The organism is Opitutus sp. ER46 (assembly GCF_003054705.1).
Classification (GTDB): domain Bacteria; phylum Verrucomicrobiota; class Verrucomicrobiia; order Opitutales; family Opitutaceae; genus ER46.
The window spans coordinates 330,336-356,795 of record NZ_QAYX01000022.1 but is presented as its reverse complement, the minus strand read 5'-3'; the positions used below and the strand labels follow the sequence as shown (position 1 = coordinate 356,795).

Genomic DNA, 26,460 nt, shown 5'->3' with positions numbered 1-26,460 from the left:
GTTTGGCCGGTTTGCGGCCGCCAAGGCTCGATTTCCCGTCGGCGGGTGCTCCGCGCTGAGTGTTTCCGCGCCTTGCGAATTGGGAGGTCCGGCGTAACGGGCTTTCTGCATGCCATCTTCCCAGCGGAGACTTACGGCCACCTTCAAGTCACCCAACTTTGGCCTGCGGGCGACGGTGCCGCTCGCGCATGGCGGCGGGATTCCGTGGCTCGGGCTCGGCGTGTGGCAGATCAGCGGCGACGCGGCGACGGAGCGCGTGGTGCGCAGCGCGATCGACCTGGGGTATCGCAGCATCGACACGGCGACAATCTACGGGAATGAGCGGGGAGTAGGCCGGGCGGTGCGGGCCAGCGGGGTGCCGCGCGAGGAATTGTTCGTCACCACGAAGGTGTGGAACGACGATATCCGCACGGGCCGGGTGGCGGAGGCGTTCGAGGCCAGTCTGCGGGCGCTCGGGCTCGATTACGTGGACCTTTATCTCGTGCACTGGCCGATTCGCGGCAAGGTGGTGGCGACGTGGAAGGCGGTGGAGAAACTGCTCCTGACCGGCCGCGTGAAGGCGATCGGCGTGAGCAATCACATGGTGCCGCACCTGGAGGAATTGCTGGCGGAGGCGGAGGTCGTACCAGCCGTGAACCAGATCGAGTTTCACCCGTACCTGCAGAGCCGGCCGCTCCTCGAATATTGTCGGGGAAAGGGGATCCAGCTGGAGGCGTGGAGTCCGCTCATGGTCGGAGGGGCCGTGCTGCAGGATCCGACGCTGACCGCGATTGCCGCGCGGCACCGCAAGACGATCGCGCAGGTGATCCTGCGCTGGGACGTGCAGGGCGGAATCGTGACGATCCCGAAGACGCAGCATCAGGAGCGGATGGCGGAGAATGCCGCCATCTTCGACTTCGTGCTCAGCGAGGAGGAGATGGCGGCGATCGACGCACTGGATCGCGACCAGCGGACAGGGGCTGATCCGATGAACGTGCCGTTCTGACGCCGGCGCGTGACGCGCCGGCTAATGGAGAATGGAGAATGCAGAATGGAGAATGCAGAGTTTGGAATGACGGAAGGCCGGAGGCCGGTGAGACCGATGGGGAGAACGAGAACGACGGGGGCTCGCTAGCCTAGATGCCCTCGATCCCTTAATCGCTGGAATAGATGGCCGGACGTCGGCGGTGAGACGGATGGGGAGAACGAGAAAGAGAAAGAGAAAGAGTTGGGGGGGCGTGCCGCCCCCTTATTCCCTCACTCCCTCACTCCCTCATTCCCTTTTTTCATGCTGGGCGGATGCGGGCCAAGAGGTCCTTGCTTTCGACGGTGTCGCCGAGAGCGACGAAGAGTTCGGAGACGACGCCGGAGCAGGGGGCGTAGACCGTGTTCTGCATCTTCATCGCTTCCATCATGAGAAGCTTGTCGCCCTTCGTGACCTTGGAGCCGACGGAGATCTGGAGCTGGGCGATGAGGCCGGGGATGGGGGCGGCGACCTGGGTGGAATCGGAGAGATCGGCCTTGGCGCGGGCCTTGGTCTTCGGCGCGACGCTGCGGTCGACGACGAACGTTTCGCGGCCCATGCCGTTGAGCTCGTAGCTGAGGGTGCGGCGGCCGTCCTGGTCGGGCGCGCCGATCGAGACGAGCCGGATCATGAGGACCTTGCCCTCCTCGATGCTGACGGCAATCTCCTGGCCTTCCTTCAGTCCGTAGAAGAACACGGGCGTGGGCAGGACAGAGACGTTGTCGAAGGCCTGGCGGTGCTTGAGGAAGTCCGCGAAGACCTGCGGGTACATCAGGTGCGAGTAGAGGTCGTCGTCGGTCGCGGGCCGCTTGAGCTTCTCACTTAGCTCGGTCCGCAGCCGTTCCAGTTCCACGGCGGGACTCGCGGCGCGGGAGCGCTTGGCGGCGCGGTCGGCCTTCGCGCGGGTGGCGGCGGAGTAGCGGGCCTGGGCCTCCTTGAGCCGGGCGTCGCCGAGGATGACGCGCCAGACGGGCTCGGGCCAGCCGCCCGCGGGCCAGCCGAGGCCGCCCATCATCATGTCGATGACGCTTTCGGGGAACGGCATGGCGCCGGGCTCGAGGTTGACGACGTCGGCGGGTTTGATGCCGCGGGTGAAGAGGAAGAGCGCCATGTCGCCGACGACCTTGGAGGACGGCGTGACCTTCACGATGTCGCCGAACAGCTGGTTGACCTCGGCGTAGGTGCGGGCGATTTCGGGCCAGCGGTGGGCGACGCCCATGGCGTTGGCCTGCTCCTTGAGGTTGGTGTACTGGCCGCCGGGCATCTCGTGCAGGTAGACCTCGGCGGAGCCGCTTTTCGGCGCCGTGTCGAATGGCCGGTAGAACTCGCGGACGGCCTCCCAATAGTCGGAGGCCTGGTTGAGCGTGCCCAGGTCGAGGCCGGTGTCGCGCGGGGTGTGCTGGAGGGCGGCGACGATCGAGTTGAGGTTGGGCTGTGACGTGCTGCCGCTCATCGAGGCGATGGCGAGATCGACGACATCGACGCCGGCGTCGCTGGCGCGCAGGACGCTGGCGGCGGCGATGCCGCTGGTGTCGTGCGTGTGGAAGTGGATGGGGAGGCCGACCTCCTCCTTGAGCGCCTTGACGAGCTTATAGGCGGCGTAGGGGCGGCAGAGGCCGGCCATGTCCTTGATGGCGAGGAAGTGGGCACCCATCCGCTCGAGTTCGCGGGCGAGGCGGACGTAGTACTTGAGCGAGTACTTGTCCCGACGGTCGTCGAGGATGTCGCCGGTGTAGCACACGGCGGCCTCGCACACGGCGTGTGTCTCGTTGATCGCCTCCATGGCGACGCGGAGATTCGGCAGGTAGTTGAGCGAGTCGAAGACGCGGAAGATGTCCATGCCGCTGGCGGCGGCGTGGCGGACGAAGCCGGCGACAACGTGGTCGGGGTAGTTGGTGTAGCCGACGGCGTTGGCGCCGCGGAACAGCATCTGGAAGCAGATGTTGGGGACGCGGGCGCGGAGCTGGCGGAGGCGTTCCCACGGGTCCTCGTTGAGGAACCGCATGGCGGTGTCGAACGTGGCGCCGCCCCACATCTCGAGGGAAAAGAGCTGGGGCACGCGGTGGGCGATGGCGTCGGCCGCGGCGAGCATGTCGTACGAGCGCACGCGGGTGGCCATGAGGGACTGGTGGGCGTCGCGCCAGGTGGTGTCGGTGACGAGCAGGGCGCGCTGGCGGGCGGTCCATTCGGCGAACTTGCGCGGGCCGAGCTCGAGCAGCCGCTGGCGGGTGCCGGCGGGCGGGGTGGCGGTGCGGTCGTAGTCGAGGACGGGCGGGTAGAGAAACGGCTTGTCGGGACGGTAGCCCTTGGCGTGCGGGTTGCCGTTCACGACGACGTCGCCGATGAAGGCGAGCAGCTTGGTGGCGCGGTCGCGACGCGGGCGGAAGGCGAACAGCTCGGGCGTGGTGTCGATGAGCGTCGTGGTGGCCTGGCCGCTGCGGAAGGCGGGGTGGGCGAGAACGTTCTCGAGGAACGGGATGTTCGTCTTGACGCCGCGGATACGGAATTCGCTCAGGACACGGAGCGCGCGCTTGATGGCGAGCTCGTAGGACGGCGCGCTGGTGATGCTTTTGACCAGGAGCGAATCGTAGAACGGGGTGATGACGGCGCCGGCGTAGCCCATGCCGCCGTCGAGGCGGAGCCCGAAGCCGCCGGGCGAGCGGTAGGCGAGGATGCGGCCGTAGTCGGGAATGAAGCGGTTCTCCGGGTCCTCGGTGGTGATGCGGCACTGGATGGCAAAGCCGTGGCGCGGGATGTCGGCCTGGGCGGGCAGTCCGATCTCGGGCCCGTGGAGGGAGTGGCCCTGGGCGACGAGAATCTGGGCGCGGACGAGGTCGATGCCGGTGATCTCCTCGGTGACCGTGTGCTCCACTTGGATACGCGGGTTCATCTCGATGAAGAACCACTCGTGGCGGTCGAGGTCGTAGAGGAATTCGACGGTGCCGGCGTTGTCGTAGCGGATCTCGCGGGCGAGGCGGGCGGCGGCCTCGCAGAGCTGGCGCACGACCTCGGGCGGGAGACCGAAGGACGGGGCGACCTCGATGACCTTCTGGTGGCGGCGCTGGACGGAGCAGTCGCGCTCGTGGAGGTGGAGGACGTTGCCGTGTTTGTCGCCGAGGATCTGGACCTCGATGTGCTTGGCGCGGGGGATGTACTTCTCGAGGAAGACGGCGGGATTGCCGAAGGCGCGGCCGGCCTCGGCCTGGGCCTCGTCGAGGAGGGCGGCCAGGTCGGCGGCCTTGGGCACGACGCGCATGCCGCGGCCGCCGCCGCCGAAGGCGGCCTTGATGATGAGGGGGAAGCCGATGGACTTGGCGATGCGCAGGGCCTCGTCGCGGTCGGAAACGGGTTCGTCGGTGCCCGGCAGCGTGGGCACGCCGATGCGCTGGGCGAGGGCGCGAGCAGCGGTTTTGTCGCCCATGAGGTCGAGCAGTTCGGAACGCGGGCCGACGAACACGAGGCCGGCCTCCTCGCAGGCGCGGGCAAAGTCGGCGTTCTCGGAGAGGAAGCCGTAGCCCGGGTGGATGGCGTCGACGCCATGTTCGCGCGCGACGCCGATGATGCTGGGAATGTCGAGGTAGGCAGCGACGGGGCCCTTGCCCTGGCCGACCTGGTACGCTTCGTCGGCCTTGTACCGGTGGATGCAGAGCCGGTCTTCCTGGGCGTAGATGGCGACGGTGCGGAGGTTCAGCTCGGTGCCGGCGCGAAAGACGCGGACGGCGATCTCGCTGCGGTTGGCGGCCATCAGTTTCCGGACGGGCCGGAGGGAGGCGGGGCTGGCCGGGGAGGATCCGGGCACGGTGGACGACGCGGAGGGAACAGTGGTCTTCGCGGACATGGGTGGGAGTTCCGGATTAAGGGTGAAGCTGGGCCGAGGGGAAGGGGGAAGTTGCAGGTGACGCGGGAATTAGGACCGGGCGTAGCCGGGAGCGAAGGCAATGAGTGAAGCTCCCCTGGGACCGCAAATCGCCGGACTGTCCGCCAACAGGCGCCATGTTTCAGGTTGGGCGCGAACCGACGCGGAATAATCCTCACGGCAAACCACCCTTCCTGATGCCTTCCGCCCATCCCCGTCATGTCTCCATGACATCGCTCCCGGAGAGCCGCAGGGGGGCGTCGTGCGGATCCGCCGGTGGGCGGAGCGCGGCACCCTGCGGACCGCGGGGCAGGTTGCGCCGGACAATCCGGCAAGCGCCGGACGTGCACCGGTCAGGCCTGTAAAGTACATCGAGACTTCCCTTTAACCGTCCATGCCTACGAAGAAAAAAGTGAAGCCGGCTGGCGCGTCTGCGCGCGCCCGGTCCGTCTCCGCCCCCCGGGTCCCGGTCTCCGGCCCCGGGATCATCAACCCGGCGTTCAGCGCCGCCCGCCCGCGGGCGGTGTACTCCGTTCCGTACGGGGTGCCCCAAGTCGATGAGATCACCGCCCTGCTCGTACGCGTGCGGGACTATCTGGCGGCGAATACGCCGATGCGGGTGGTGAACCGGGACACCGGCGAGGAGATCACGAATTTCAAGCGGGTTAACCCGAAGGCCAACCTCGAACGCGGTGAGTTCAACGTGATTGGCTACGAGTGGGGCGTGACCTACTCGGGCATGCTGCTCGCCGCCGAGGCGACCGGCGACAAGCGCTTCCGCCAGTACACGAACGAGCGGCTCGGCTTCATCGCCGAAATGGCCCCGTATTTCCGGGCGCTGGCCAAGGCGGCCGGCCAGGAAAACCTCGGGCCGGTGGCCGGTCGCGGGGGTGGCATCAACCTCTTCCGCTCCGTCCTCAACCCGCGCACGCTCGACGACTCGGGTTCGATGTGCGCCGCGATGATCAAGGCGCAGCGCGCCGGCCTGAAGGCCCCCATCGAGCCGCTCATTGAGAACTACGTGGGCTGGATCATGACCAAGCAGCAGCGCCTGGCGGACGGCACGTTCTCGCGCAGCCGGCCGCTGCCGGATTCGGTCTGGCTCGACGACCTCTACATGAGCGTCCCATGCCTGTCCCAGATGGCCAGGCTGACGGGCGACAAGAAGTACCTCGACGAAGGCGTGCGGCAGATCACCCAGTTCGCCTCCCGGATGTTCAATCGGGAGCTCGGGCTTTGGATGCACGGCTGGATCCAGGGCATGAACGACCACCCGGCGTTCCGCTGGGGCCGGGCCAACGGCTGGGCGCTGCTCGCGATGTCCGAGCTGCTCGACGTCCTCCCGGAGAACTATCCCGGCCGATCCGACGTGCTGGAGCTGTTCCGCGCCCACGCGCGCGGCCTGGCCCGCCTGCAGAACAAGGACGGCCGCTGGCACCAGCTGCTCGACCGCAACGATTCGTACCTCGAGACCTCGGCGACCGCGATCTACGCGTACTGCATCGCCCACGCGATCAACCGCGGCTGGCTCGAGCCCCTGGCCTACGGTCCGATGGCCGTGCTCGCCTGGCATGCGGTCTCGACCCAGGTCAACGCCCAGGGACAGGTCGAGAACGTGTGCGTCGGCACCGGCATGGGTTTCGACCCGGCCTTCTACTGCTCGCGGCCGGTCAGCCCGGTGGCGCCGCACGGCTACGGCCCGGTGCTCCTCGCGGGCGCCGAGATGATCAAGCTCGCGAAGACTGATCGCGCGCTGATCAACGACGAGGCCGTGATGTTCGGCCGCGCCGTCGGCCTGTAAGGCCAACGCATCTGCACCCTTTCGAGGCGGGCCGAAAACGGCCCGCCTTTTTTTGGGTCCGTGGGCCCGGCGTGCCGGCGGTGTCGGCCCGCACCGGCGCCCTCCTGGCCGCGGCATTTGCGCGAATCGGGAATGTCGCTACGGTGCGGGCGATTACCCATGCCAACGCACGTTCCTTCCTTCCACGCCATCAAACGCAAAGCCTCCGCCTCCTGGCGCGGCGACCTCAAAACCGGCCACGGCAGCCTCACGACCGATAGCGGTGTCCTGAAGGAAACCCAGTACTCTTTCGGGACGCGTTTTGAGCACGGCATCGGGACAAATCCGGAGGAGCTGATCGGCGCCGCGCATGCCGGCTGCTTCAGCATGGCCCTGTGCGCAGAACTGCAAAAGGCGGGTTTCACTCCCGAGGCGATCGACACCCACGCGACCGTCACCCTGGAGAACCATCCGCAAAACGGCTGGACGGTCAGCCGCGTGCACCTCGATACCAAGGCGAAGGTACCCGAGATCACCGTCTCGCGCTTCATGGAAATCGCGATTGGCGCCAAGGCCGGCTGTCCCATCTCGCGGCTGCTGAAGGCGGAGATTTCGATGGACGCGCAGCTCGGGTAGCGAGGCGCGCCCGCGCTACGGTTTCGGTTGAAAACCGCGCGAAGTCGCCGCCGAGCGGCGTCGCGCGGGAACATTCGTGCGCGGCGGGTGGCGATCCGGGCGAACATTGCTAGCGTCAATCCGCCTTGGTTCCGCCGATTCACATCGCCCGTCGTCTGGTCATTCCAGGAGGGGCGCGACGTTTCCGTGCATGAAACCACAGCATCTGGTCATTGCCACCGGCGTCGCCGCGGTCGCGTTGGGTGTGGTCGCGGCCCTGGTTTCGCAGGAGGTGCTTTCGCTCGAGCCGTGGTTGAGCGGCGCACCGAAACCGGTGCCGACCTCCATCGGCCTGCTGGGCGGGGCGACGGGGGCGTTGCTGCTGACCACGGCGCGCCGGCGTGGCCTGAGCCTCGTGCTCGCGCTGGGCGTGGCGCTGGGCGGGGCGAGCATCCTGATCGCGCTGGCGTTGGCGGGCACCGCGGCGGATGAGTGGGTGCGGCCCTGGCTGGCCAGGGTGGGACCGGTGTCGCCTCACGCGGCGTTGGGCATAACGCTGCTCGGGACGGCGCTGGCGCTGGTGGCGGTGCGTCGCGGGCCGTCGACTCGGATCGGGCACGTGGTCGCGCTCGCGGGGCTCACGGAAGCGACGTTCGTCATCATGGCCTTCGTGTTTGGAGCGCGGGAGCTCTATTCCGTCGATGGCCACCGTGGGATCTCCCCGCTGACGGCATTGATCACCGCGCTGCTCAGTTTCGGCGTGCTGGGGGTCTTTCCGCAGTCGAGCCTCGTACGGGTGTTCTACATTTCGAGCAGCGGACGGACGCGCATCTTCCTGCCGCTGGTCTTCGGCGCGCCGCTGGTGCTCGCGCTCGCGGTGGCGACGGGGTTGCGATCCGGCTGGTACACCTCGGAGGCGGCATTGGCGCTGCTGGCCGTCTGCGTGATGCTGGTACTGGGCGGAGTGACGTGGGCGTACGCCCTGACGGTGAATGGTGCCGAAGCCCGGCTGGAGTGGCTGGTGAAGAGTCGAACGCGCCGGCTGAGCGAGACCGTGGAGGAGGTCGAAGAGTTTTCCCAGGCGCTCGCGCATGACGTGCGCGGGCCGCTCATCAACCTCCGGGAATTCCTTGCCATGCTGCAGGACGAGCATGCGGAGGAGCTGTCGCCGATGGCGCGGGACTATGTGGAGCGCGCGGGCCGGGCGTGCCGTCGGATCGACGCACTTACCCAGGCCATGCTGCGTTACGGAGAGTTGTCGCGCCGGCCGTTCCAGCTCGGGCCGGTGCAAGTCGACGCCCTGGTTCAAGCCGTGGCCGCGGAGACCCGACGACAGTGGAGCGAGGCGACGATCACGATCGAGGGCCCGCTGGCGCCAGCGCGCGCCGATCCGGCGGGCCTGGCGGAGGTCTTTCGGGAGCTGCTGGCCAACGCGTGCCGGTTTGCGCGCAACGGCGAGGCACCGCGCATCACGATTTCCTGCCACGAGCATCCGGCGAGCGTGCGGTACCTGCTGCGGGATGAAGGCGTCGGCGTGGCGCCGCGTTTTCAGGAGCGGATCTTTCACCCCTTCGAGCAACTGGTCCGCACCGGAGACCGCGCGGGCATGGGGTTGGCGCTGGTGCGGCGGGCCGTGACGAAGATGGAGGGGCAGGTCGGCGTGATTTCCGATGGGGTCGCGGGCAGCGTCTTCTGGCTGGAACTGCCGGGCGCGGCGACGAGCCCGCAGAATGTGCCCGGGTGAGCCCTGGGGAGACGGGCCGGGACGGTGCCGCCGCACTGGGCGGAGGCACCGTGGTTGGGCGGCGGCGCGGACACGGGCGCGCCGGAACCGGACGGACCCGGGGGCGCGCGAGGAAATGAGGCTTCGTGTCCGGCCGCAGCGGGCGCGGAAGGCGACGCGCCTAGTGGCTGATTTTGGCCTTCAGGAGGGCGATGGCGACCTCCGGGACCAAGGTTTGGGCGGCAAAGGAGAACACCGTGCCTTCGGCGTACCGTTTGGCCGCGCGCACCAGGCGCGTGATGTGCTTATCGTCGAGCCAATGGGGCAGTGCGGCGATGGCGCGGTCGCTGAGCACGATGTTCAGCAGGAACCCGCCGGGTTTCGGGATGAAATAGAAGATCCGGCGCTCCTTGATGAGGGCGATGTCATACCAGCCAGACGTCTGCGAGAATCTCCACTCGTGCGTGACGTGCTGGTGGGAGGTTTCGAGCCAGTGGTTCACGGCGGCAATGGCCGCGTGGGCTTCGGCGCCGACCATCTCAACGATGGCTTCGTTCGTCGGGGCGTTCTGGGGATCGGAGAACGCGATCGCGGGCATGGCCTCGGTGGCCAGATCGATGGTTTTCATACGTCAGCCTCCTCTCCGGGATCAACGGGGTGGGCGGGGAGGGTGATATCGCGGCCGTGGGCCGCGATCCGGATACTGAATACAGGCGGGGCCTGCACGGCGGTTTGGGGTCCGGCGCAAATGTGCGCCGCGACAGTGGGGGTGCACTGTGACACAGCGGGTCGATTATTCATTTTGGGGTCTCCTTTGGGCGGGGAAGAGATTCGGCGGCCGGGCGCATCCGAGAGCGAAACGCAGCGGGGCCATCGCACCGAGGCGGAAGTGAGAAGGAATGGGCATCCGCGGAACAGGCTGAGAACAGACGCCGTTCGCATCGGGGAATCGTGTCCAGAAAACACGGTTCTGGCGGTGGGTCAGGCGAAGGGGGGAATCGCAGGCAAGGGTGGGGTAAACCGCGCGCGTCAGTGCTCGTCGGGGCGACCAGACTAACGGCGTGGGGCAGGTCGATGACGCTGGCCCAAAGATGCACGCAGGCACCTCATTGACAACCCCGCAGGCTGGATCGGGGCCGAAAAAAGCCGCCGCGCCCAGAGGCGCGACGGCGAAGCTGACGCGAAACGAGGTTCGGGCCGACGCCTACGCACGCATGGCGTCGCAGCACTTCCGGAAATGGTGGCCGTAGATGGCCAGGGTGACCGCGAGCTGCAGAAACGCGGGCCGGTGCGTGAGCGTCCAGAGCATCAGGCGCCAGTATTGCCAGCGCTCGCGGCCAATGACGCCGAGCCGGAGGCTGGCGAGCATGAGCGCCCAGCCGTGACGCCAGCTCAGCGGGGCGGCGATGCGCGGCCGTTTGTATTCGCGCAGGAAGGTCCGCACGCGCGTGTAGTAGGGCTTGGGTGAATAGACCCGGCGCAGGATGTCACGGTACCCCTCGACGAGTTTGTCCATGGGCATCTTCGGCAGGAAATTGATCGTGCCGTCGACGTTGTTGCCGGAGGTCTTGCCGAGGAGGCGCCCCTCGCGTTGGAGGCGGGCGTAGAGCTTGGTGTCGGGCAGGGCGTTCAGGAGGCCGACCATGGCGGTGACGATGCCGCTCCTCTGGATGAACTCGACCTGGCGGTGGAAGATGCTCGGCGCGTCGTTGTCGAAGCCGACGATGAAGCCGCCCTGGACCTGAAGACCGGCGCGCTGGATGCGCTTCACGTCCTCGATGAGGTCGCGCCCCTGGTTCTGCCGCTTGTTGCACTCGGCGAGCGCGGCCGAGTCCGGGGTTTCAATCCCGATGAACACCGTGTCGAAGCCGGCGTCCGCCATCTGCTGCATGAGCACGGGGTCGTCGGCGAGGTTGATGGAGGCTTCGGTGTAGAGAGGGAATCCGGCACTGCGGGGGTGACGGCTCTGCCACTTGATGAGCGCGGGCAGGAGGTCTTCCCGGAGGGCGCGCTTGTTGCCGATGAGGTTGTCATCGACGAAGAAGACCGGGCCGCGCCAGCCGGCCGAGCGGAGGGCATCCAGCTCGGCGATGACCTGGGTGGATGATTTCGTCCGCGGCGCGTGTCCGAACTTTGCGGTGACGTCGCAGAACTCGCAGTCGAACGGGCAGCCGCGCGAGAACTGAAGCGCCATGGAGCCGTAGCGGTTGACGTCGGCCAGTTCCCAACGCGGCACGGGGGACTGCCGCACGTCGGCGAAGCGCGTGGTGCTGTAAAGGCGCTGGGCGGTGCCGGCCTCGAAATCGGCCAGAAAGCCGGGGAGCGTGATCTCGGCCTCGTTGAGGACGAAGTGGTCGACGTCGGGGTAGTCGGCGTGGGCGCTAGTGAAGAGGGGACCACCGGCGACGATGCGTTTGCCGGCGGCGCGGCAGCGGGCGATCAGCTCCTGGACCGATTCACGCTGCGCGATCATGGCGCTGATGAAGACGACGTCAGCCCAAGCCAGGTCGCGATCACGGAGGGTCCGGACGTTGAGGTCGACGAGACGCGGGCGCCAGGAGCGGGGCAGCATGGCGGCGACGGTCAGGAGACCCAGGGGGGGCAGGGAGGCCTTCTTGCGGATAAACTTAAGCGCGTGCTTGAAGCTCCAGAAGGTGGCTGGAAATTCGGGATAAAGGAGCAGGACGTTCATGCGGTGGATGTACCTCCAGGGGAGGCGCGGGCCGGGAAACCGTCGCCGCGCAACCAGATTGGAGACCGCCAATTTAGGGCGGACGTCCGAACATCACAGGGAAAAGGCACCGCATATTTTGGCCGGCTCGGCTTGTGTCTCTTATACCGGACCGTTTTCGTTTCACGAAAACGGCTGCAGGAGAAAGTCGCGACGGGGGGCAGAGTGGCTCATGACCACCAGCCTTAACGCCGCCGGAGGCCGGGCTCCCGCGGCGCGGCGCAAAAAAACCGACGCCGCGGCGCCGGTTTGAAAGAAGCTAATCGGGGTTAGCAGGGAGCCTTGGCGTCGCGCTCAGGAACGCTCGATGCGCACGCCGCCGTTGACGGTGCGCGCTTTGACCTTCGTGGCGCCGTCGCCGATGACGCCGTTGAGGCGCCGGCCTCCGATCTTGCCATTCACCTGGACGGGGAAGTCGCAGTCGATGCCGCCGTTCACGACCGAGGCGTCGATCTTCGCACTGGCGTTGGCGGGGAGCTTGAGGGTGACGCCGCCATTGACGCATTCGGCTTCGACCTCGCCGTCGGCCTGGAGGGCGGCGAGTTGGGCGTTGATGCCGCCGTTGACGGTGGAGAGCGAGACGTCGCCGGCGATGTCGACTGCCTTTACGGCACCGTTGACGGTGCTGGCGTGAACGCGGCCGCGAACGCCCTGGATGTTGACGGTGCCGTTGACGGTGGAGACGGCGTCGAGCCGGGCGCCGACGGGAACGGTGATGGTGAACTCAACGTTGGCGCGGATCTCGCCGCCGCCAAACCAGCCCTTCTTGCGCTTCGGCAGCTTCACGTCGATGGCGACGCGCTCCGGGCGGGGATCGATCTTGAGCTCGATCAGGGCGAGTTCCTCCTCGGTCTTTGCGCTCCGCTCGCCGGTGATCTGGATCTCATTCCGATCCCAGGTACGGACGGTGACTTCGCCGTTCACGTTGTGCAGCGACAGGGTGCCGTCGGCCTGGAACGGGTGCGTCTCGTTGATCGACTGTTTGTACGGGTAAGCATCGGCCTCGAGATGGGCCGCGCCAAAGAACAGCACGGTGAAGAACGGAAGGTAGCGCAGGTTCATGAGTGGAGAATTGGCCACGGCAAATGCCGTGGACGTGAACAAAACCCGGTGCGGGGCAGGAAAGTTACAGAAATCGCGCAATTCCGGCGCGCAAGCGGCGCCCGAATTGCGCGATCAATGGGGTGGGTGGTTTAAACCTCAGAAGCCTAGTGGCTTGCGCATAATCGCTTGGGGCGGCTTCCGGCGACACAGTGTCTTATCGAGTGGCGCCGAGGGCGGGAGGAGCGAGCCGGTAGGCGGTGAGGCGCTGTTCGTGGAGGGATGGGATGACGAGCAAGCTGAGGGAAGGAATGAATTCGAAGTCGGCGCAGAAGCGCTGGGGGCCCCGACCGTCGATGAGCAGAGTCGTCTCGCCCTTTGCGTTGGCGCGGTACACGCGGCCGAAATAGTCGGAGAACAACCAACCCTCGCGTCCGTCGCCGACGAGGCCGTCCATGATCACGCCCGGCCCGATCGTGGCGACGGTCGCAATCTGCCGCGTGGCGAGGTCGACGCGTTGGATCGTGCCGCTGCTGCTCACGCCTACGAGGAGGCGTTCGCCATCGAGGGCGAGGCCGTTGCACTGGGCAAGGCGCGGATCGGCGAGCCACAGCTCAGCCTTGCCGGATTCAAGCCGGTAAAGCGTGCCGCGGGCGGAGTCGGTGACGTAGACGACACCGCTTGGGTGGACGACCAGGTCGTTGGCGAAACCGGCGCCCTCGATGGGGGTGCGGGAGAGGACCTGCGCGGACTCTGGATCGATCACGGAAAGCCCGGAGCGGTCGATGACGTAGAGCCGGTCCTGGGCGACCTTGACGCCGGTGGGGCGGCGAAAGCCCGACATCCAGGTGAGATTGACGTCGCGACCGTCGAGGTTGAGCCGGGCGAGCGCATTGCCGGCATAGTTGGAGGCAAAGAGGACGTTGCGTTTCGCGTCGAAGGCGACCGATTCGAGGCCACCGAGGTCAGGCAACTCCCAGGCGCGCGTGACGCCGGCGTGCAGGAAGACTGCATCGCGGTCGCGGACGCTGAAGGCCCAGCCGTCGGCGCCGCGGGTCGCGACGACCAGCAGGTCGTTCGAGCCGGCGGAGAGCGGCAGGGAGATCGTGGTGTCGGCGGTCCAAGGGGCGCCCGTTGGGGCGTGGCTGTGGCCGTGAAACACCAATTGCCGGTTGAGGTACACGGCGAGGTCGCCGCGATAACCGAAGGTGAAGGCACGCGGGCCGGCCTCGGTCGCTGGCAACGTCGTGCGCGCGTAGATCCGCGTCGCGCCAGCGGGTGGATTGGGGTGGAGCGCAGCGATGTCGATCACGCCGAGGGTATCCGGGGCCGCGGGCTTCCAGTCGGCGGAGCCAAGGGCCTTGGCGCTTGGGCAGCGCTCCGGCTCGATCGGGTTGAGCCGCACGGGTGCGGAGATCTCCCATGGGGTGACGAGCCCCGGCACCGGTTCGGAGGTCGCGCCGAACAGCGGCGCGACGAGGACAGCGAAGAACGCGAAGGCGAGCGAGAGCCGGGGCATGGGGAGAGTGAAAGTGAAAGTGGATCGGAGGCGGATTGGTGAGGAGGCGGCGGAAAGTGAGGCGGCGTGAGTGAAGTATCGAGTGAGGGGGCCGCTGGTTCGAGCGATCGATGGTGTGAGAGCAAGAGGAAGAGGACGAGTAAGAGTAAGAGAAAGATCCGGGCACTTTCACTCTCACTTTCACTGTCACTCCGCAGGCCACTTTCACTCCGGAGGCCACTTTCACTTCCGCGGCACGATCGTCGTCAGACGAGCGTGACGCGGAGATGGCATTTCTGGCCGCCGCGGCGGACGGTTTCAAGGAGCTCGATCTTGTAGGGGCGTCCCATGGCGGCCTGCCAGAGGGCTTGGTGCGTGGCGCGGGTGCACTCACACTGCAGGTCGTTGGGGCGGGTCGGGCGGTTGCGGGCGGCGGGGCAGTAGCATTTACCGCCGCCGTAGGTGATGTGGACGAAGTTTCCCTCGCGGTGGATGCCGAAGTTCTTCGCGTAAGCCGCGACGAGCCGGTCGACGTCGCCCTTGCCGGCGGCGGCGATCTCCTGCTTGAACGCGTGGCGTTCGTAGCAGCCGCGGCCGCAGGCCTCGATGAGCTTCATCTGGGCGGCGGGATCGAGCTCGGTGTCGATCGCGGCGAAGAGGTCGGTGAGCCAGTTGTTGACGAACTGGTTTTCGTACTGGGCCTTCTTCAAGGCTTCGTCGAGCGGCGTGGGCTTGGGCGCGGACGTGGGAGCGGTCTCGGCGGCGGTGGCGGTCCTGGCCAGGATGACCGCGGCGCAGGAGCCGCAGGCGAGTTGGGCGGTGCGTTGAAGGAACTCGGAGCGAGTCATGGGGCGTCTTGGGAGTTGAGGTCGGAAAGCGCGCCGCGACGCCGGGCTTGGCGCGCATCTCGTGGGGTGGGTGCGCGGCGGCCGCCCTGTGGCAGCGTGCAAGAGTAAACCCCGCCGCGAGCGTTTGCCCTTCGAGCATTGGTGCGGCCGTCGAACGGGGGCGGCTATTCCGCCCCGGCGGATCGGGTCCTTGGCGCCGCTCGGCGCGGCCAGTGTTGCCAGATCACGAACAACGCGGGCAACCATGCGAGGCTGAGGACGGCCTTGCCGGTGGCGGTGCGCAGGTCCAGCCAGGGCCGCGCAGCGAAGTAGGCCTGCGCGAGCGCGTCATTGAGGTGCGGCGCAGAGCCTTGGGCGGCCACGGCGAACTCCCGCGAAAGCGCGTAGCCGCCGAGGGCGGCCGTGCCGGCAAGGGCGACGCCGCCCGTCGCCACGATCCCGATCGCGAGGCCGCCAATGGCGATCGCGCCGATCGCGAGGCCGCCCAGCGACAGCAGTCCCAGGCTGACGCCGCCAATGGCGATGACGCCGGCGGATATGCCGCCGGCGCTGAACGCGCCGAGGGTCACGCCGCCGAACGCGGCAATGATACCGATCGCGTATTCGCCGCCGGCAATCCATCCGACCACCGGGCGGCTGCGCGCTTCTTCCTCGCCACCGAAGCGCACGTGGACAAGGGGCAGGCCGAAGAGGCTGGCCCGGCTCCGATAGTTCCAGCACGCCGGATCGGCCGGCGCGTCGCGAAAAGCCTCGGGGTGTTCGGCGCGCCCGATTCGCCGCAAGCGGCGCAAGGTGGACTTGGCGTGCAGCGCGAGAGTGACGATCCCGAGGAGGTAAACGACGCCGAGTGTCACCCACAGCCATACGACCTGCCGTGGGCTGGCCATTCCCGCCTTGGCTGCGATCGTGGTAATGCCGATGGCGGCGACGCAGAAGGCGAGCAGGCAAAGCAGCAGTCGGCGGAGGTAGCGGCGAACGAAGGCCAGTTCTTCCGGGGTGCGCGTGGCGCGGAGCGACGCGCGGATGCCCAGCCAGGCGGCGACCAGGCCGATGACCGGCCCGATTGCCAGTTGCGCGAACGCCAGCAGCTTGGCCGCGAGTCCGGCCGTGCAGCCTGGAGATGCGGCTCCCCAGGCGGCGGCCGTTGCGCCGCCCGGGACGGTGAGCAGCGGCAGCGCGCCCATGACGCCCAGCGTGAAACTGGCCCCGGGCGCGGTGCGGGTGAGCGTGCCCTCGACGAATCGGGCGACCTCCTGGTGGAGCAGCTTGCGCCCCCGGGAGAGTCGTTGGCGGACGACGTCCTCCGTGAGCCCAAGGTCGACGGCGACGCGCTCCACCGACTGGTGCTCGCGGTAGAAGAGGATCAACGGCTCGCGGTAGAGCTCCGGAATCTGGGCGAGAGCCTGCCACAGGATCGCCTCCTGCTCGCGGCGCACGGCGGCCTCGGACGGGAGTGGTTCGGGGCCGGCGGCATCGACCGGCAGCGGCGATCCCGCGTGTGAAGGCTCCGTGGCGAGTTGGCGCCGGCGATTCGCGACGAGATTCCGCGCGATGCCGCACAACCAACTGCGCAGGCTGCCGGGTTCGCGAAGTTGACGCAGCTGCCGCCACGCGGCGACGAACGTCTCCTGGGCGACATCCTCGCTGTGCGCGAGGTCCCCCGTGGAGCTGTAGGCGACGGAGCAGACGAGAGCCTGATAGCGCTCGACGATCCGACGGTAAGCCTCGCGGTCCCCCGCGAGGGTGCGGGTGACAAGTTCCTGGTCGGAAAAGGGGCTAATCGCGGCGGAGGTGGGTATGGTCATGCCCATACGTGGCGGACTGGCCGGAAAAGGTGACAGGGAAGAAATCGTGGCACGATTTATTTCTAGTCGGCGCGGAGGGCGTCGACGGGGTTCACCTGGGCGGCGCGGCGGGCGGGGATCCAGCAGGCCGCCAGGCCGAGGAGGGCGAGCATGAGCGCAACGGCGGCGAAGCTCAAGGGATCAAACGGCGAGACCTCGTAGAGCAGGCTCCGGAGGAACTGGGTGAGGGCGAGCGCCGTGACGAGCCCGATAAGCAACCCGCCGCCGGCCAGCCCGAGTCCATACCGCAGCAGCAGGTTGAGAATGGCGCCGGGCGTGGCGCCGAGCGCGATGCGGACGCCGATCTCGCGGGTACGCTGGCCCACGATGTAATTGATCACGCCGTACAGACCGACGGCGGCCAGGACGAGCGCCAGCGCGCCGAACAGCCCGAGGAGGACTACGCTGAGCCGTTCCGTCGCGAGGGTGGCGGCGAACCGGTCGGCCATCGTGCGCACATTGAACACCGGCAGGTCGGGCGCGAGGCCGTGCATGACCGCGCGGATGTCGGCCGCGAGCGTGGCGGCGTCGCGGTTGGTGCGCAGGGCAAACGACAGACTGGTCGGGACCGACTGCGTGTAGGGCACGTAGCTCTGCTCGCGCGTGGGGGCGCGGACGCCGAGATTCCGGATGTGCGACACGACGCCGACGACCCGGCACCAATCGGAATCGCGGGTCTCATCCGGGCCGAAGGCGATCCGCTTCCCGAGCGGGTTCTGCCCGGGGAAGTTCTTCTCGGCGAAGAGCGTGTCGATGATCACCACGCGCGGCGCGGTGACGGAGTCCTCGTGATTGAATCCCCGGCCGGCGACGAGCGTCAGTCCGAGCGCCGGGAAGAACTCCGGGTTGACCTGGGCATGCTCCGCCGTCGGGCCCATCCCGCTGGTCGGGCGGGTGGCGCCCTCGACGAGGTAGGATGTCTGATTGGCGCCGCGGAGCGGGAGCGGGTTGATGGCGCCGGCGGCGGAAACCGCCGGAATCGTCTGCAGGCGTTCGGTGGCCTGCGCGATCAACGTGCGGCGTCGCTCGTCGGACTGGAAGGCCGGGCTGGAGAGATCGACGTCGAAGGTGACGACATGATCGACGGAGTAGCCGAGATTGGCGTGGTGCAGCTTGGCGAAGGTCCGGAGCATGAGGCTCGCCCCGGTGACCAGGAGACACGTGAGGGCGAACTCGCCCACCACCAGCGCGGTGCGCCAGCGCCGGCCGGAGCGCGTCCCGGCGGTGCCGGCGGACGTGACGAAGGCCGACCGGAGATCGGTCTTCGCGGTGTGCAGCGCAGGCGCGAGGCCAAACAGGACGCTGCTGAGGAGGCCGATGCCCGTCGCAAACGCGAGCACGCGGGCGTCGAGGGACACCTCGGCGGCGCGGGGCAGGTTCGTGGCAATGATGGCGCGCAGACCGTCGAGCCCCCAGGCGGCAAACAGCACCCCGAAGAGGCACGCGAGGAGTCCGAGCGCGAGGCTCTCGATGAGGAGTTGGCGGAGGAGGCGCAGGCGGCTGGCCCCGACGGCGGCGCGAATGGCGAACTCGCGCTCGCGCGCCTGGGCGCGGGCGAGTTGGAGATTGGCGACGTTGGCACAACCGATGAGGAGGACGAAGCCGGCGGCGCCGAGCAGGACGTAGAGCGCGTGGTCCTTGCCGGCGAACAGCGTCTCGGCCAGCGGCGTGACGGTGACAGATTGGCGGGCGTTGGTGACGGGAAACTCGCGGGCAAGGTCGGCCGCGATCGCCTGCATCTCCGAACGGGCGCGCTCGATGGAGACGCCGGGCTTGAGCCGGGCGACACTGTACATGCCGGCGTGCACCCAGCGGCTGGCAAAGTCGTCGGCGGACAAGCCGAGCGGCACGACGACATCCGCCGCACCGAGGAGCACGTCGATGTCGGCCGGCAACACGCCGACGATCGTGTAGGTGCTGCCGTTGAGCTGGAGCGGTTCGCCGATGACGGAGTCGCGGCCGGCGAATTGGGCGCGCCAGAACCGCTCGCCCAGGAGGGCAGTGCGGGCGGCGCCGGGGCGATCATCGTCGGGGCGGAAGAGCCGGCCGCGGAGAGGCGGCACGGCAAGCGCGGCAAAGAGGTCGTGCGTGGCCTGGGAGCCGGAGACACGTTCGGCGCCCGCGGGCCGGACCCACGCGAAATCCTGGCGGCGCCCGATGCCGAGGGCGGTGAAACAGGACTGGCGCTGGCGCCAGTCGATGAAGTTCGGATACGCGATCGACATCTCGGGCACCTCCTCCGACCACTCGCCGAGGGTGACGAGTTGCGCCGGCGCCGGGCATGGCAGGGGGCGCAACACGACGGCCTGGACGAGCGAGAAGATCGCGGTGTTGGTGCCGATCCCGAGCGCCAGGGTGAGAATCGCGACCACGGCGAATCCGGGCGACTTGGCGAGCTGGCGAAAGGCGAGTCGGAGATCCTGAAACATGTGAGAATGGGGGTGAGAATCCGGTGCAGACCGCGATTCGTCCCGGTGGTAGCACTCCCCATTCCAGAAGGGCGCAACGGTAACGAGGCGGTTGGAGGACAACGACTAGCCAATGGGGGTACTTGGCGTGGCCGTGCGCTGGGTGTCCGCTCGTGGGATGCGCGGTTCCGCGGTTGGGACGCTCCGTTGCCGCGCGGCGCTCTGTGGCGGCGCGCGGCAACGGAAGTTGAAAGTGAGAGTGAAAGTGAGGGTGAGAATGGCTCAGCCAATGCGGCGGCCCGAGCGCGGCCTAAGAGGCGGCGAAGTGTCGTACCGTGGGGCCGTGGGCGGCGGGGGCGGCTACGGCAGGACGCGGTACTTGACGGCGCCGGGGTAGCCCTCGACGACGCTGATGAGGTCCTCGGCGTCGCGCAGTTCCTTGCGGCCGCGTTTCTGGTAGGAGATGCCCCAGGTCTTGAGCCGTTCCTCCACGCCGACCTCGAAATAGGGGATGCTGATCTCGATCGGGCGGTGTTGGGCACGGAGTTCGATGAGTTGCCGGCGAAGGGCGGCGGAATGCCGGGCTTCCCACGTGAGATGGACGGCGCCGACGATCGCGGTGTTGACCAGGAGCAGCGCGACGAGCGTCCACGCGAGGCCGCGCATCCAGCGGGAGGACGCCGCGTGGAGAATGAACGGCACGGGCACGAGTGCCAGCAGCCAGAGCTGCGGGCCGTAGCGCGGCCACCAGAGGTGCTCGCTGATCACGAGCGAGCCCGCGACGGCGAGGGCGGTGAGCAGCGCGGGACCACGGACCGAAGGCGCGGAGCGGGGCAGGAGCAGCCACAGGCCGAGGCCGAACGCGAGCAGGAGAGCGCCGCTGAAGAAGGGCCCGAAGCCGGCGATCCGCACCTCGTGATAGTTGTAGTAGAACAGGTCGGCCGGCCGGGCGGTGAACGGCCACATCAGCGCCGCGTTTGGCTCGTGTCGATAGGGCGCGTTTCCGGGGCGGCCAAACGTGGCGTAGGCCAGCCGGTAGAGCCGGTTGTGGCCGAGGAGATTCTTCGGCGTCTCGTACAACTCGATGCCCTCCTTGCCCTGCGTCGTGAGGCTGGGAAACGCCCGGGAGCCGAGGACGGGATAGAACGGCTGGCCGCGGTGCATGGCGTTGGTGACGTACGGATTGTAGCCGAAGCCGACGATTGCGAGCACCAGGACGGCGGCGACGCCCCCGGTGTAGCGCCACAGCCAGGCGCGCCGGTGCCACGCACACCAGATCCAGCCGGCGGCAAAGACGAAGCCGAGAAACACGAGACCGGTGAACTTGGCGTTCACGCACACGATCGTGGCGAGCGCGGCGGTCACGAGAACCTCGGCGCGCGGCTGCCGCCACGTGCTGAACACGGCGGCGGCGACCACGACGAGGAACCCGTACATGATGCTGTCGACGAGGTACGTCGTGAGCTCGCAGAAGACGACGGGGTTGCAGGCCACCAGGGCGGCGACGATGCCGGCGGGGAGGCGGCGGAAGCCCCAGTCGAGGCCGGCGGCGAACACCGCGAGCGCCATGGCGGGAACGACGAACACGGCGGGACACTTGCCGAGTTCGACCATCCCGGTCGTCTGGAAGATCGCGGTGGCAACGTACCACGTGCCCTTGGCGTAGTGCCGCACCCAGAGGTGGACGTGCTTGGGAAACTCCCGCATCGGCTCGGCGAGCGGGTTCCAGTCCTGCGCCATCGAGTACACGGCCCATTGGTGGTACCACTGGCCGTCCCAGGAGAGATCGAAGAACCAGGCGGAAATGCCGAGCGCGCCGGCGAGCGCCAGCAACGCGAGGACCGCCGGCGCCACGCGGGCCCGCCCGGTCAGACCCGCGCGCCGGGCGAGGACATCGCCCAGGAGGAGCGCCAGCACCAGGCCGAGCGGCGCGGCCAGCGCGAGGCCGCCGCGCGCGACCATCAGGCTCAGCATCACGCCCAGATGGGTGACGCACATGAACGCGGCCAGGATCGCGACGGCGATCCAGCAGACAGGGGAGAGGCGTTGGGGCATGGAGAAAGACAAGACGCAGCGGCCGTCACTCCGTTGCGACGCCGCCGATCCGCCTCCCCATTCCCGGGGGCGGCGAACTCAGCGCACGGCGAGCGGCATGGCGACGCCGGGCGTTTTCAGGCTCACCTGCAGCGGCACCTCGAAACGGCGGCCCATCGAGACGAGCGCCGCACCGTCCGAGAGATCGTACACGACCGACCAGACTGTGGACGCCTGGGAAACATCCCGCAGGAGGATCATCGCGTTTCGCGCCGCGAGAACGCCCTGGGCGGCGCCGAGGACGCGGGTGGCGCAGGCGTACCGTTCCTTGCCGGTGCCGGCCTGCGTCTCGCCGCAAAGGTAGAAGTTCGTCACCGCCTGCCACGGGGCGGTGTTGCGCGTGACGGTCATCGCGCCGCCCGCCGGGTACTCGATGACGGCCGAGTTTCCCTGGGCGTCGGCAACGAAGAAGTGCACGCCGGAGTCGCCGGCGTGGACGTTGTAGCTGGCGAGGAGACGGATGGCCTCGGGCACGTCGCGTGCGTGGTCGAGCAGGAGGCGGTTCACCTGCCAGCGGCAGATTGTGACCTTGGCGGGATCGGGTTTGGCCTCGGCCTGCGGCACGTTGAGCGTCGCGACGGCGAGGCCGTGCTCGTTCACGCCGTCGCGGGGCACGAAGGGCGCGGAGAGCAGCGGGATGCGGCCGGTCAGGTCGGCGGGCAGATCCCGATGCTTTTCGTCGAGCGCGTAGCCGAGGCCGTTCAAGTCGACCATCGACAGCGAGGCGTAGCCTTGCGGTGGTCTCGTCCATAGCAGGACCGCGGGGTGACAGTCCGGGAGGTCCAGGTTGCGCGCGTAGAGAAAGTGCCCCTGCTCGTTGCGGGCGAGGAAGGCGCTGCACTCGTCGTGTCCGCGCGCGGTCGTTGCTTTCGCGGGCTGCTTCGGCAGCGGGAGGCGATCGCGGAGGTAGGCCTCGAGGGCAGGCTCGGTGGGCGAGCCGACCTTGAGGTACGCGTCGAAGCCGTAGTCGCCGACGTACGTCATCCGATAGAGCGGCGCGGCGGTCTGTTCCGGGTTCAGGAGCACCACGCTGCGCAGCGTCTCCTGCTGTTCGGGCGTGAGCGCGGGTGATTCGCCGGCGGACAAGCGGACGCTGACCAGACCAACGGCGAGGACGAAAACCGCGGCGAGCCAGCGGGTCGCTGGCTGGGCGAGGCGGGGCTTCGTTGCTCGCGAGGCGGGGGACGAAAGCGGAAGGATGGGAGCTGGGGGGAGACTGACAGTTGGTCTGGGCATGGTCCGGAGGGAAAACGAAGGGGGCCGATCGGCGACGACCGACGCAGCAAAAGGGGCCCAGGCCGGAGTGCCAAGCCTGCTAAAAATGCGGCAGGGCGCCGAATCGCGCCGGCGCGACGCGCGGGCGGGGGCTAGAACGATTCCCGCACGATCATGTCATCGAGCGGCTTCTTCTTCGGGCCCTTCGGCCATTCCTCCGGGACGCCGATCGGTGTGATGCAGACGCGGGTGTAGCGATCGGGAATCTTGAAGACGGACTTCGTGATGCTGTCGGGGATGGAGTCGGTCAGGAAGACCGTGCCATAGCCGAGCGCACGGGCGGCGAGCATGAGCGTCGAGGCGGCCAGCGGACCATCGAAGTGATTGTAGGTCGGATACCGGGATTCGTTGTCGGTGAGCAGGACGATATACACCGGGGCGGAGAGATAGCCGTCGTAGGTGTCGCGGGCGCGCTGCTCGTAGGCGGCGCGGTCGTCCTTCTTGGCGGACGGGTGCTGGTCAAACTGCTCGAGGGCCGCCTTGAGGCACGCCGCCTTGAGGTCGGCGATCTTGGCGGGATCGCGGACGACGAGGAACTTCCACGGCTGCTGGTTGCCCGAGGTGGCGGAGAGCTGGGTGGCCTCGAGGATGCGCCGAACATCCTCCTCCGGAACCGGGGCGCCGGCCTTGAAGCGGCGGACGGAGCGGCGGGAGCGCACGACGGTCCAGAAATCGGGAGCGGCGGAGGAGCCGGCGGCCGAGGCGGCTGCGCCTTGGGCGCGAGCGGAGTGGGCGACAAGGACGCCGGCGCCAAGCAGCGCGGCGGACTGGAGGAAGGAACGACGAGAGTTCATGAGGTAGGATGCCGAAAAGAATCAGGTTCGGGATGCTGCAGATGATGAGAGGGGCGCGGGAATGCTGGTCAGCCCGCCGTGCCATCGGCCCGGTGATGGAGAATCACGACGTGACCGTCGGGATCACGAATCTCGAGGTGCTGGCAGACCCCGTGGTCCTGAGGGGCGGCAGGTGTCAGACCGCGCGCCCGCAGTTCCGTGTACGCGACCGAGATGTCGGCGACGCTGAAGGCCAGGCGGAGGTCGGCATCGGTCGCGCCGGGGGGCGAGTTGCCCTTCAAGGACAGAGTGACGTTGCCACACTCGAACTCCGCCCATTGATGGGCCTCGCTATAGACGCCCGGCTTGAGCCCGAGAACGTCGCGGTAGAAGTCCGCGGCCCGGCGAAGGTCGGTCACGGGACAGAGGATGAAATCGATGGCGCGGGGTGACATTGAAGGCGCGGCGATAATCGCGGGACAGCGGTGGACTCGGTGCTGGGGGGGCGGCCTGGGAGTTTGAGCCGGCTTTAGCTTACTCGGCGCGCAGCGCTTCGAGCGGTTCGACCCGGGTCGCGCGTTGCGCGGGAATCCAGGAAGCGAGGAGGGCGGCCGCGGCCAACGCAACGGAGACAAGCGACAGAATCGCAGCATCGAACGAACGCACCCCGTAGAGGAGGCTCGCGAGGAAGCGGGTGGCGGGCAGCGCGAGGACCAGGCCGAGGGCGATGCCGATCCCGGCGAGCAGGAGACCCTCGCGAAGCACGAGCCGGCGGAGGTCGGCGGGCGCCGCGCCCAAGGCCGTGCGGACGCCGTATTCGTGGGTGCGGAGACTGACGACGTACGCCATGACGCCGTAGATGCCCAACGCGGCGAGGACGAGGGCGACCACCCCGAGCACGGTGAGGAGCCGGGCGGCGAGACCGGCGGCGGAGGACGCGGCCTTGACGTATTCGACCATGGGAATGAGGGCCCACGTATCGACGCCGGCATCGAGGGCGCGGATCTCGCGGCGGACGCTGTTGGCCAGGGCGGCGGGGTCGCCGTGCGTGCGGACGGCGACGGCGAGATTCAGGTCGGGAATGCCCTGCAGGTACGGCCGGTAGAAGAAGCAGCGCGGCGGTTCGTTGAGCGACCGGTACTTGCCATCCGCCGCCACACCGACGACGCGCACCTCGCGGCCGTTGTCCTTGAAGACGCGGCCGACGGGCGGCTGCCCGGGCCAGTAGCGCCGGGCCATCGCCTCGTTGATGATCGCGACGCGCGGCCCGTGCTCGTCGTCCGCCGCGGTGAAGTCGCGGCCGGCCACGAGTGGAATGCGGAGGGTCGGAAAGTACCCGGGCGAGATCGCCGCCCACATCACGCTATCGCTCTCCCCGGGTTGCGGCAGGTGGCCGGCGACAGAGACACCGTGGCTGCCGGTGCCCTCGAAACCCAGCGGATACCAGCTGGCGAGCGCGGCGGACTCGACGCCGGGCAATTGCGCCATCCGCTGCTGCAACTCGCGATAGAAGCCCTTGCCGGAAGCCTCGTCGTATCCATTCATCCCGATACGCAAGCCGGCCAGCAGGATCCCCTGCGGGTCGCAGCCGAAGTTCGCCTGCCGGATCTGGCGGACGCTCTTCACGCACAGGCCGGCTCCCGCGAGCAGCACCACGGAGAGCGCAACCTGGGAGACGACGAAGACGCGCCGCAGCCGGGGCGAGGCTCCGGCACCGCTGGACCGGCCGCCCTGCTTGAGGGTCGCATTTACGTCGGTGCGGTGGGCGTGCCACAACGGGGCGAGGCCGAAAACGAAGCCCGTGGCGACGGCGACGAGCAAGGCGAAGGCAAGCGTCATCGGATCCATGGCGATCGCGAATCCGATCGGCAGGTATGTCTGGGGGAACCAGGCCTCGAGGGCGCCCAGGCCGAAGTTGGCGAGCACGATGCCGAGCACGCCGCCCGCCAGGGCCAGCACCAGGCTCTCGGTGAAGAGCAGGGCGGCGAGGTTGCGGCGGCCGGCGCCGATGGCGAGCCGCACGGCGATCTCCTTCTGCCGCGCGGTGGCCCGGACCAGCAGGAGATTGGAGGTGTTGGCCGCGACGATGAGCAGCACGCCGAAACTCACCGCGAGCAGCAGGCGCAGGACGGGACCGAGGAGCGGTTGCGCGCCGTAGGGAGATTCGGAAAACGGCAGGACCCGCAGGCGGATGTCGCGATTGCTGTCGGGGTGCGTCTGCGCGAGCCGCGCGGACAACACGTCCACCGCGGCCTGCGCGGTGGCGCGGCTGACGCCGGGCTGCAGCCGGACCTGCGTGTGCAGCCAGCGATCGTGGCGGTTGGGGGTGATCGTGCCGAAGCCGGCGACTTCCTGGTGCATCGCGATGGGCGCCCAGAAATCGCAGCGCAGGCCGCTCATCGTTACCGGGAACGCGGCGGGCGTGACGCCGATGACGGTGAAGGCGTGCTGGTTCAGCTCGACTTGCTTACCGACAATCGCCGGGTCAGCGCCGAGGCGGGAGCGCCAGAACGTTTCGCTGACCACCATCACCGGGTGCTGCCCGGCGCCAACATCCTCGCCGGTACGGAAGGTCCGGCCCAGCAGTGGTTGGACGCCGAGGGCGGTGAAGAAGTTGGCCGTGGTGACCTGGCCGTAGATCCACTCGAGCCGATCGTCGATGCGGAGGCAGGCCGGCGTGACCTGGGAGCCGATGACGTCGGCGAAGACGCCGCGGAGTTCGCGGCTGTCCTGCAGGTCGGGGAGCGAAACGCAGTCCCACATCGCATCGCGGTTGAGCGTTGTGAGCACGGCAAGCTGCTCCTCGCGATCGGCCCCGGGCACCGGATGGAAGAGGATTGCCTGCATCCAGCAGAAAACCGTGGTCGTGGCGCCGACGCCGAGCGCGGTGGACGCCACCACCATCGCGGTGAAGACCGGCGAGCGGGCGAGCTGACGCAGGGTGAAGCGGAAATTCGTCAGGTTCATCGTG

The 26,460-nt window shown here is 68.2% G+C and carries 17 protein-coding genes; 4 read left to right on the top strand and 13 right to left on the bottom strand.

Going from position 1 to position 26,460, the window contains the following annotated elements; genetic code table 11:
- Positions 1–109: 109 nt before the first annotated feature.
- Entirely contained in the window at positions 110–985 is an 876-nt protein-coding gene (locus tag DB354_RS11830; protein WP_107835826.1) for an aldo/keto reductase, read from the top strand.
- Between the two features lie 280 nt (positions 986–1,265).
- Here the strand turns inward: DB354_RS11830 and DB354_RS11825 are convergent, their stop codons facing one another.
- Positions 1,266–4,841 carry a pyruvate carboxylase gene (locus tag DB354_RS11825; protein ID WP_233256624.1) on the bottom strand — a complete coding sequence of 1,192 codons (3,576 nt, stop codon included), beginning with the start codon at positions 4,839–4,841 and terminating at the stop codon, positions 1,266–1,268.
- A 412-nt stretch (positions 4,842–5,253) separates the two neighbouring features.
- Between DB354_RS11825 and DB354_RS11815 the strand changes: the two genes are divergently transcribed.
- From DB354_RS11815 to DB354_RS11805, 3 genes are all read left to right on the top strand, one after another.
- Positions 5,254–6,660, top strand: a complete 1,407-nt coding sequence (locus DB354_RS11815; RefSeq protein WP_146180207.1) for a glycoside hydrolase family 88 protein — start codon at positions 5,254–5,256, stop codon at positions 6,658–6,660.
- Between the two features lie 189 nt (positions 6,661–6,849).
- Positions 6,850–7,275: an OsmC family protein gene (locus DB354_RS11810; RefSeq protein ID WP_107836057.1), complete on the top strand. Its 426-nt coding sequence runs from the start codon at positions 6,850–6,852 to the stop codon at positions 7,273–7,275.
- 190 nt (positions 7,276–7,465) lie between these two features.
- Complete coding sequence (locus tag DB354_RS11805) at positions 7,466–8,998, top strand: HAMP domain-containing sensor histidine kinase (RefSeq protein WP_107835825.1); 1,533 nt, start codon at positions 7,466–7,468, stop codon at positions 8,996–8,998.
- A gap of 160 nt (positions 8,999–9,158) precedes the next feature.
- On the opposite strand, the gene DB354_RS11800 is transcribed toward DB354_RS11805, so the two are convergent.
- From DB354_RS11800 to DB354_RS11745, 12 genes are all read right to left on the bottom strand, one after another.
- Positions 9,159–9,605 (bottom strand): DUF3788 family protein, encoded by a 447-nt coding sequence (locus DB354_RS11800; protein WP_107835824.1) that lies wholly within the window; start codon positions 9,603–9,605, stop codon positions 9,159–9,161.
- A 576-nt stretch (positions 9,606–10,181) separates the two neighbouring features.
- On the bottom strand, positions 10,182–11,669 hold the full coding sequence (locus DB354_RS11795; RefSeq protein WP_107835823.1) for a B12-binding domain-containing radical SAM protein: 1,488 nt from the start codon (positions 11,667–11,669) through the stop codon (positions 10,182–10,184).
- A 333-nt stretch (positions 11,670–12,002) separates the two neighbouring features.
- A complete protein-coding gene (locus tag DB354_RS11790; protein WP_146180205.1) occupies positions 12,003–12,770 on the bottom strand; it encodes a DUF4097 family beta strand repeat-containing protein in 768 nt (255 codons plus the stop codon).
- 196 nt (positions 12,771–12,966) lie between these two features.
- Positions 12,967–14,268, bottom strand: a complete 1,302-nt coding sequence (locus DB354_RS11785; protein WP_107835821.1) for an SMP-30/gluconolactonase/LRE family protein — start codon at positions 14,266–14,268, stop codon at positions 12,967–12,969.
- Positions 14,269–14,513: 245 nt separating this feature from the next.
- Positions 14,514–15,095, bottom strand: a complete 582-nt coding sequence (locus DB354_RS11780; protein ID WP_107835820.1) for a hypothetical protein — start codon at positions 15,093–15,095, stop codon at positions 14,514–14,516.
- 164 nt (positions 15,096–15,259) lie between these two features.
- Complete coding sequence (locus tag DB354_RS11775; RefSeq protein ID WP_158277498.1) at positions 15,260–16,900, bottom strand: sigma-70 family RNA polymerase sigma factor; 1,641 nt, start codon at positions 16,898–16,900, stop codon at positions 15,260–15,262.
- 62 nt (positions 16,901–16,962) lie between these two features.
- Complete coding sequence (locus DB354_RS11770; protein ID WP_107835818.1) at positions 16,963–19,368, bottom strand: ABC transporter permease; 2,406 nt, start codon at positions 19,366–19,368, stop codon at positions 16,963–16,965.
- Positions 19,369–19,707: 339 nt separating this feature from the next.
- Positions 19,708–21,402 (bottom strand): hypothetical protein, encoded by a 1,695-nt coding sequence (locus tag DB354_RS11765; RefSeq protein ID WP_107835817.1) that lies wholly within the window; start codon positions 21,400–21,402, stop codon positions 19,708–19,710.
- A gap of 78 nt (positions 21,403–21,480) precedes the next feature.
- The gene (locus DB354_RS11760; RefSeq protein ID WP_107835816.1) at positions 21,481–22,677 is read right to left on the bottom strand and encodes a carcinine hydrolase/isopenicillin-N N-acyltransferase family protein; all 1,197 of its coding nucleotides are present in this window, start codon (positions 22,675–22,677) and stop codon (positions 21,481–21,483) included.
- 131 nt (positions 22,678–22,808) lie between these two features.
- On the bottom strand, positions 22,809–23,510 hold the full coding sequence (locus tag DB354_RS11755; protein WP_107835815.1) for a nitroreductase family protein: 702 nt from the start codon (positions 23,508–23,510) through the stop codon (positions 22,809–22,811).
- A 68-nt stretch (positions 23,511–23,578) separates the two neighbouring features.
- Positions 23,579–23,944: a VOC family protein gene (locus tag DB354_RS22325; protein WP_107835814.1), complete on the bottom strand. Its 366-nt coding sequence runs from the start codon at positions 23,942–23,944 to the stop codon at positions 23,579–23,581.
- A 79-nt stretch (positions 23,945–24,023) separates the two neighbouring features.
- Positions 24,024–26,456: an ABC transporter permease gene (locus DB354_RS11745; protein ID WP_233256623.1), complete on the bottom strand. Its 2,433-nt coding sequence runs from the start codon at positions 26,454–26,456 to the stop codon at positions 24,024–24,026.
- Between the last annotated feature and the right edge of the window lie 4 nt (positions 26,457–26,460).

Excerpts from the sequence above, each read along its gene's own strand:
- DB354_RS11830 (WP_107835826.1), top strand. The coding sequence starts at position 110 with ATGCCATCTTCCCAGCGGAGACTTACGGCCACCTTCAAGTCACCCAAC.
- DB354_RS11825 (WP_233256624.1), bottom strand. The coding sequence starts at position 4,841 with ATGTCCGCGAAGACCACTGTTCCCTCCGCGTCGTCCACCGTGCCCGGA.
- DB354_RS11815 (WP_146180207.1), top strand. The coding sequence starts at position 5,254 with ATGCCTACGAAGAAAAAAGTGAAGCCGGCTGGCGCGTCTGCGCGCGCC.
- DB354_RS11805 (WP_107835825.1), top strand. The coding sequence starts at position 7,466 with ATGAAACCACAGCATCTGGTCATTGCCACCGGCGTCGCCGCGGTCGCG.
- DB354_RS11800 (WP_107835824.1), bottom strand. The coding sequence starts at position 9,605 with ATGAAAACCATCGATCTGGCCACCGAGGCCATGCCCGCGATCGCGTTC.
- DB354_RS11795 (WP_107835823.1), bottom strand. The coding sequence starts at position 11,669 with ATGAACGTCCTGCTCCTTTATCCCGAATTTCCAGCCACCTTCTGGAGC.
- DB354_RS11790 (WP_146180205.1), bottom strand. The coding sequence starts at position 12,770 with ATGAACCTGCGCTACCTTCCGTTCTTCACCGTGCTGTTCTTTGGCGCG.
- DB354_RS11785 (WP_107835821.1), bottom strand. The coding sequence starts at position 14,268 with ATGCCCCGGCTCTCGCTCGCCTTCGCGTTCTTCGCTGTCCTCGTCGCG.
- DB354_RS11780 (WP_107835820.1), bottom strand. The coding sequence starts at position 15,095 with ATGACTCGCTCCGAGTTCCTTCAACGCACCGCCCAACTCGCCTGCGGC.
- DB354_RS11775 (WP_158277498.1), bottom strand. The coding sequence starts at position 16,900 with ATGACCATACCCACCTCCGCCGCGATTAGCCCCTTTTCCGACCAGGAA.
- DB354_RS11770 (WP_107835818.1), bottom strand. The coding sequence starts at position 19,368 with ATGTTTCAGGATCTCCGACTCGCCTTTCGCCAGCTCGCCAAGTCGCCC.
- DB354_RS11765 (WP_107835817.1), bottom strand. The coding sequence starts at position 21,402 with ATGCCCCAACGCCTCTCCCCTGTCTGCTGGATCGCCGTCGCGATCCTG.
- DB354_RS11760 (WP_107835816.1), bottom strand. The coding sequence starts at position 22,677 with ATGCCCAGACCAACTGTCAGTCTCCCCCCAGCTCCCATCCTTCCGCTT.
- DB354_RS11755 (WP_107835815.1), bottom strand. The coding sequence starts at position 23,510 with ATGAACTCTCGTCGTTCCTTCCTCCAGTCCGCCGCGCTGCTTGGCGCC.
- DB354_RS22325 (WP_107835814.1), bottom strand. The coding sequence starts at position 23,944 with ATGTCACCCCGCGCCATCGATTTCATCCTCTGTCCCGTGACCGACCTT.
- DB354_RS11745 (WP_233256623.1), bottom strand. The coding sequence starts at position 26,456 with ATGAACCTGACGAATTTCCGCTTCACCCTGCGTCAGCTCGCCCGCTCG.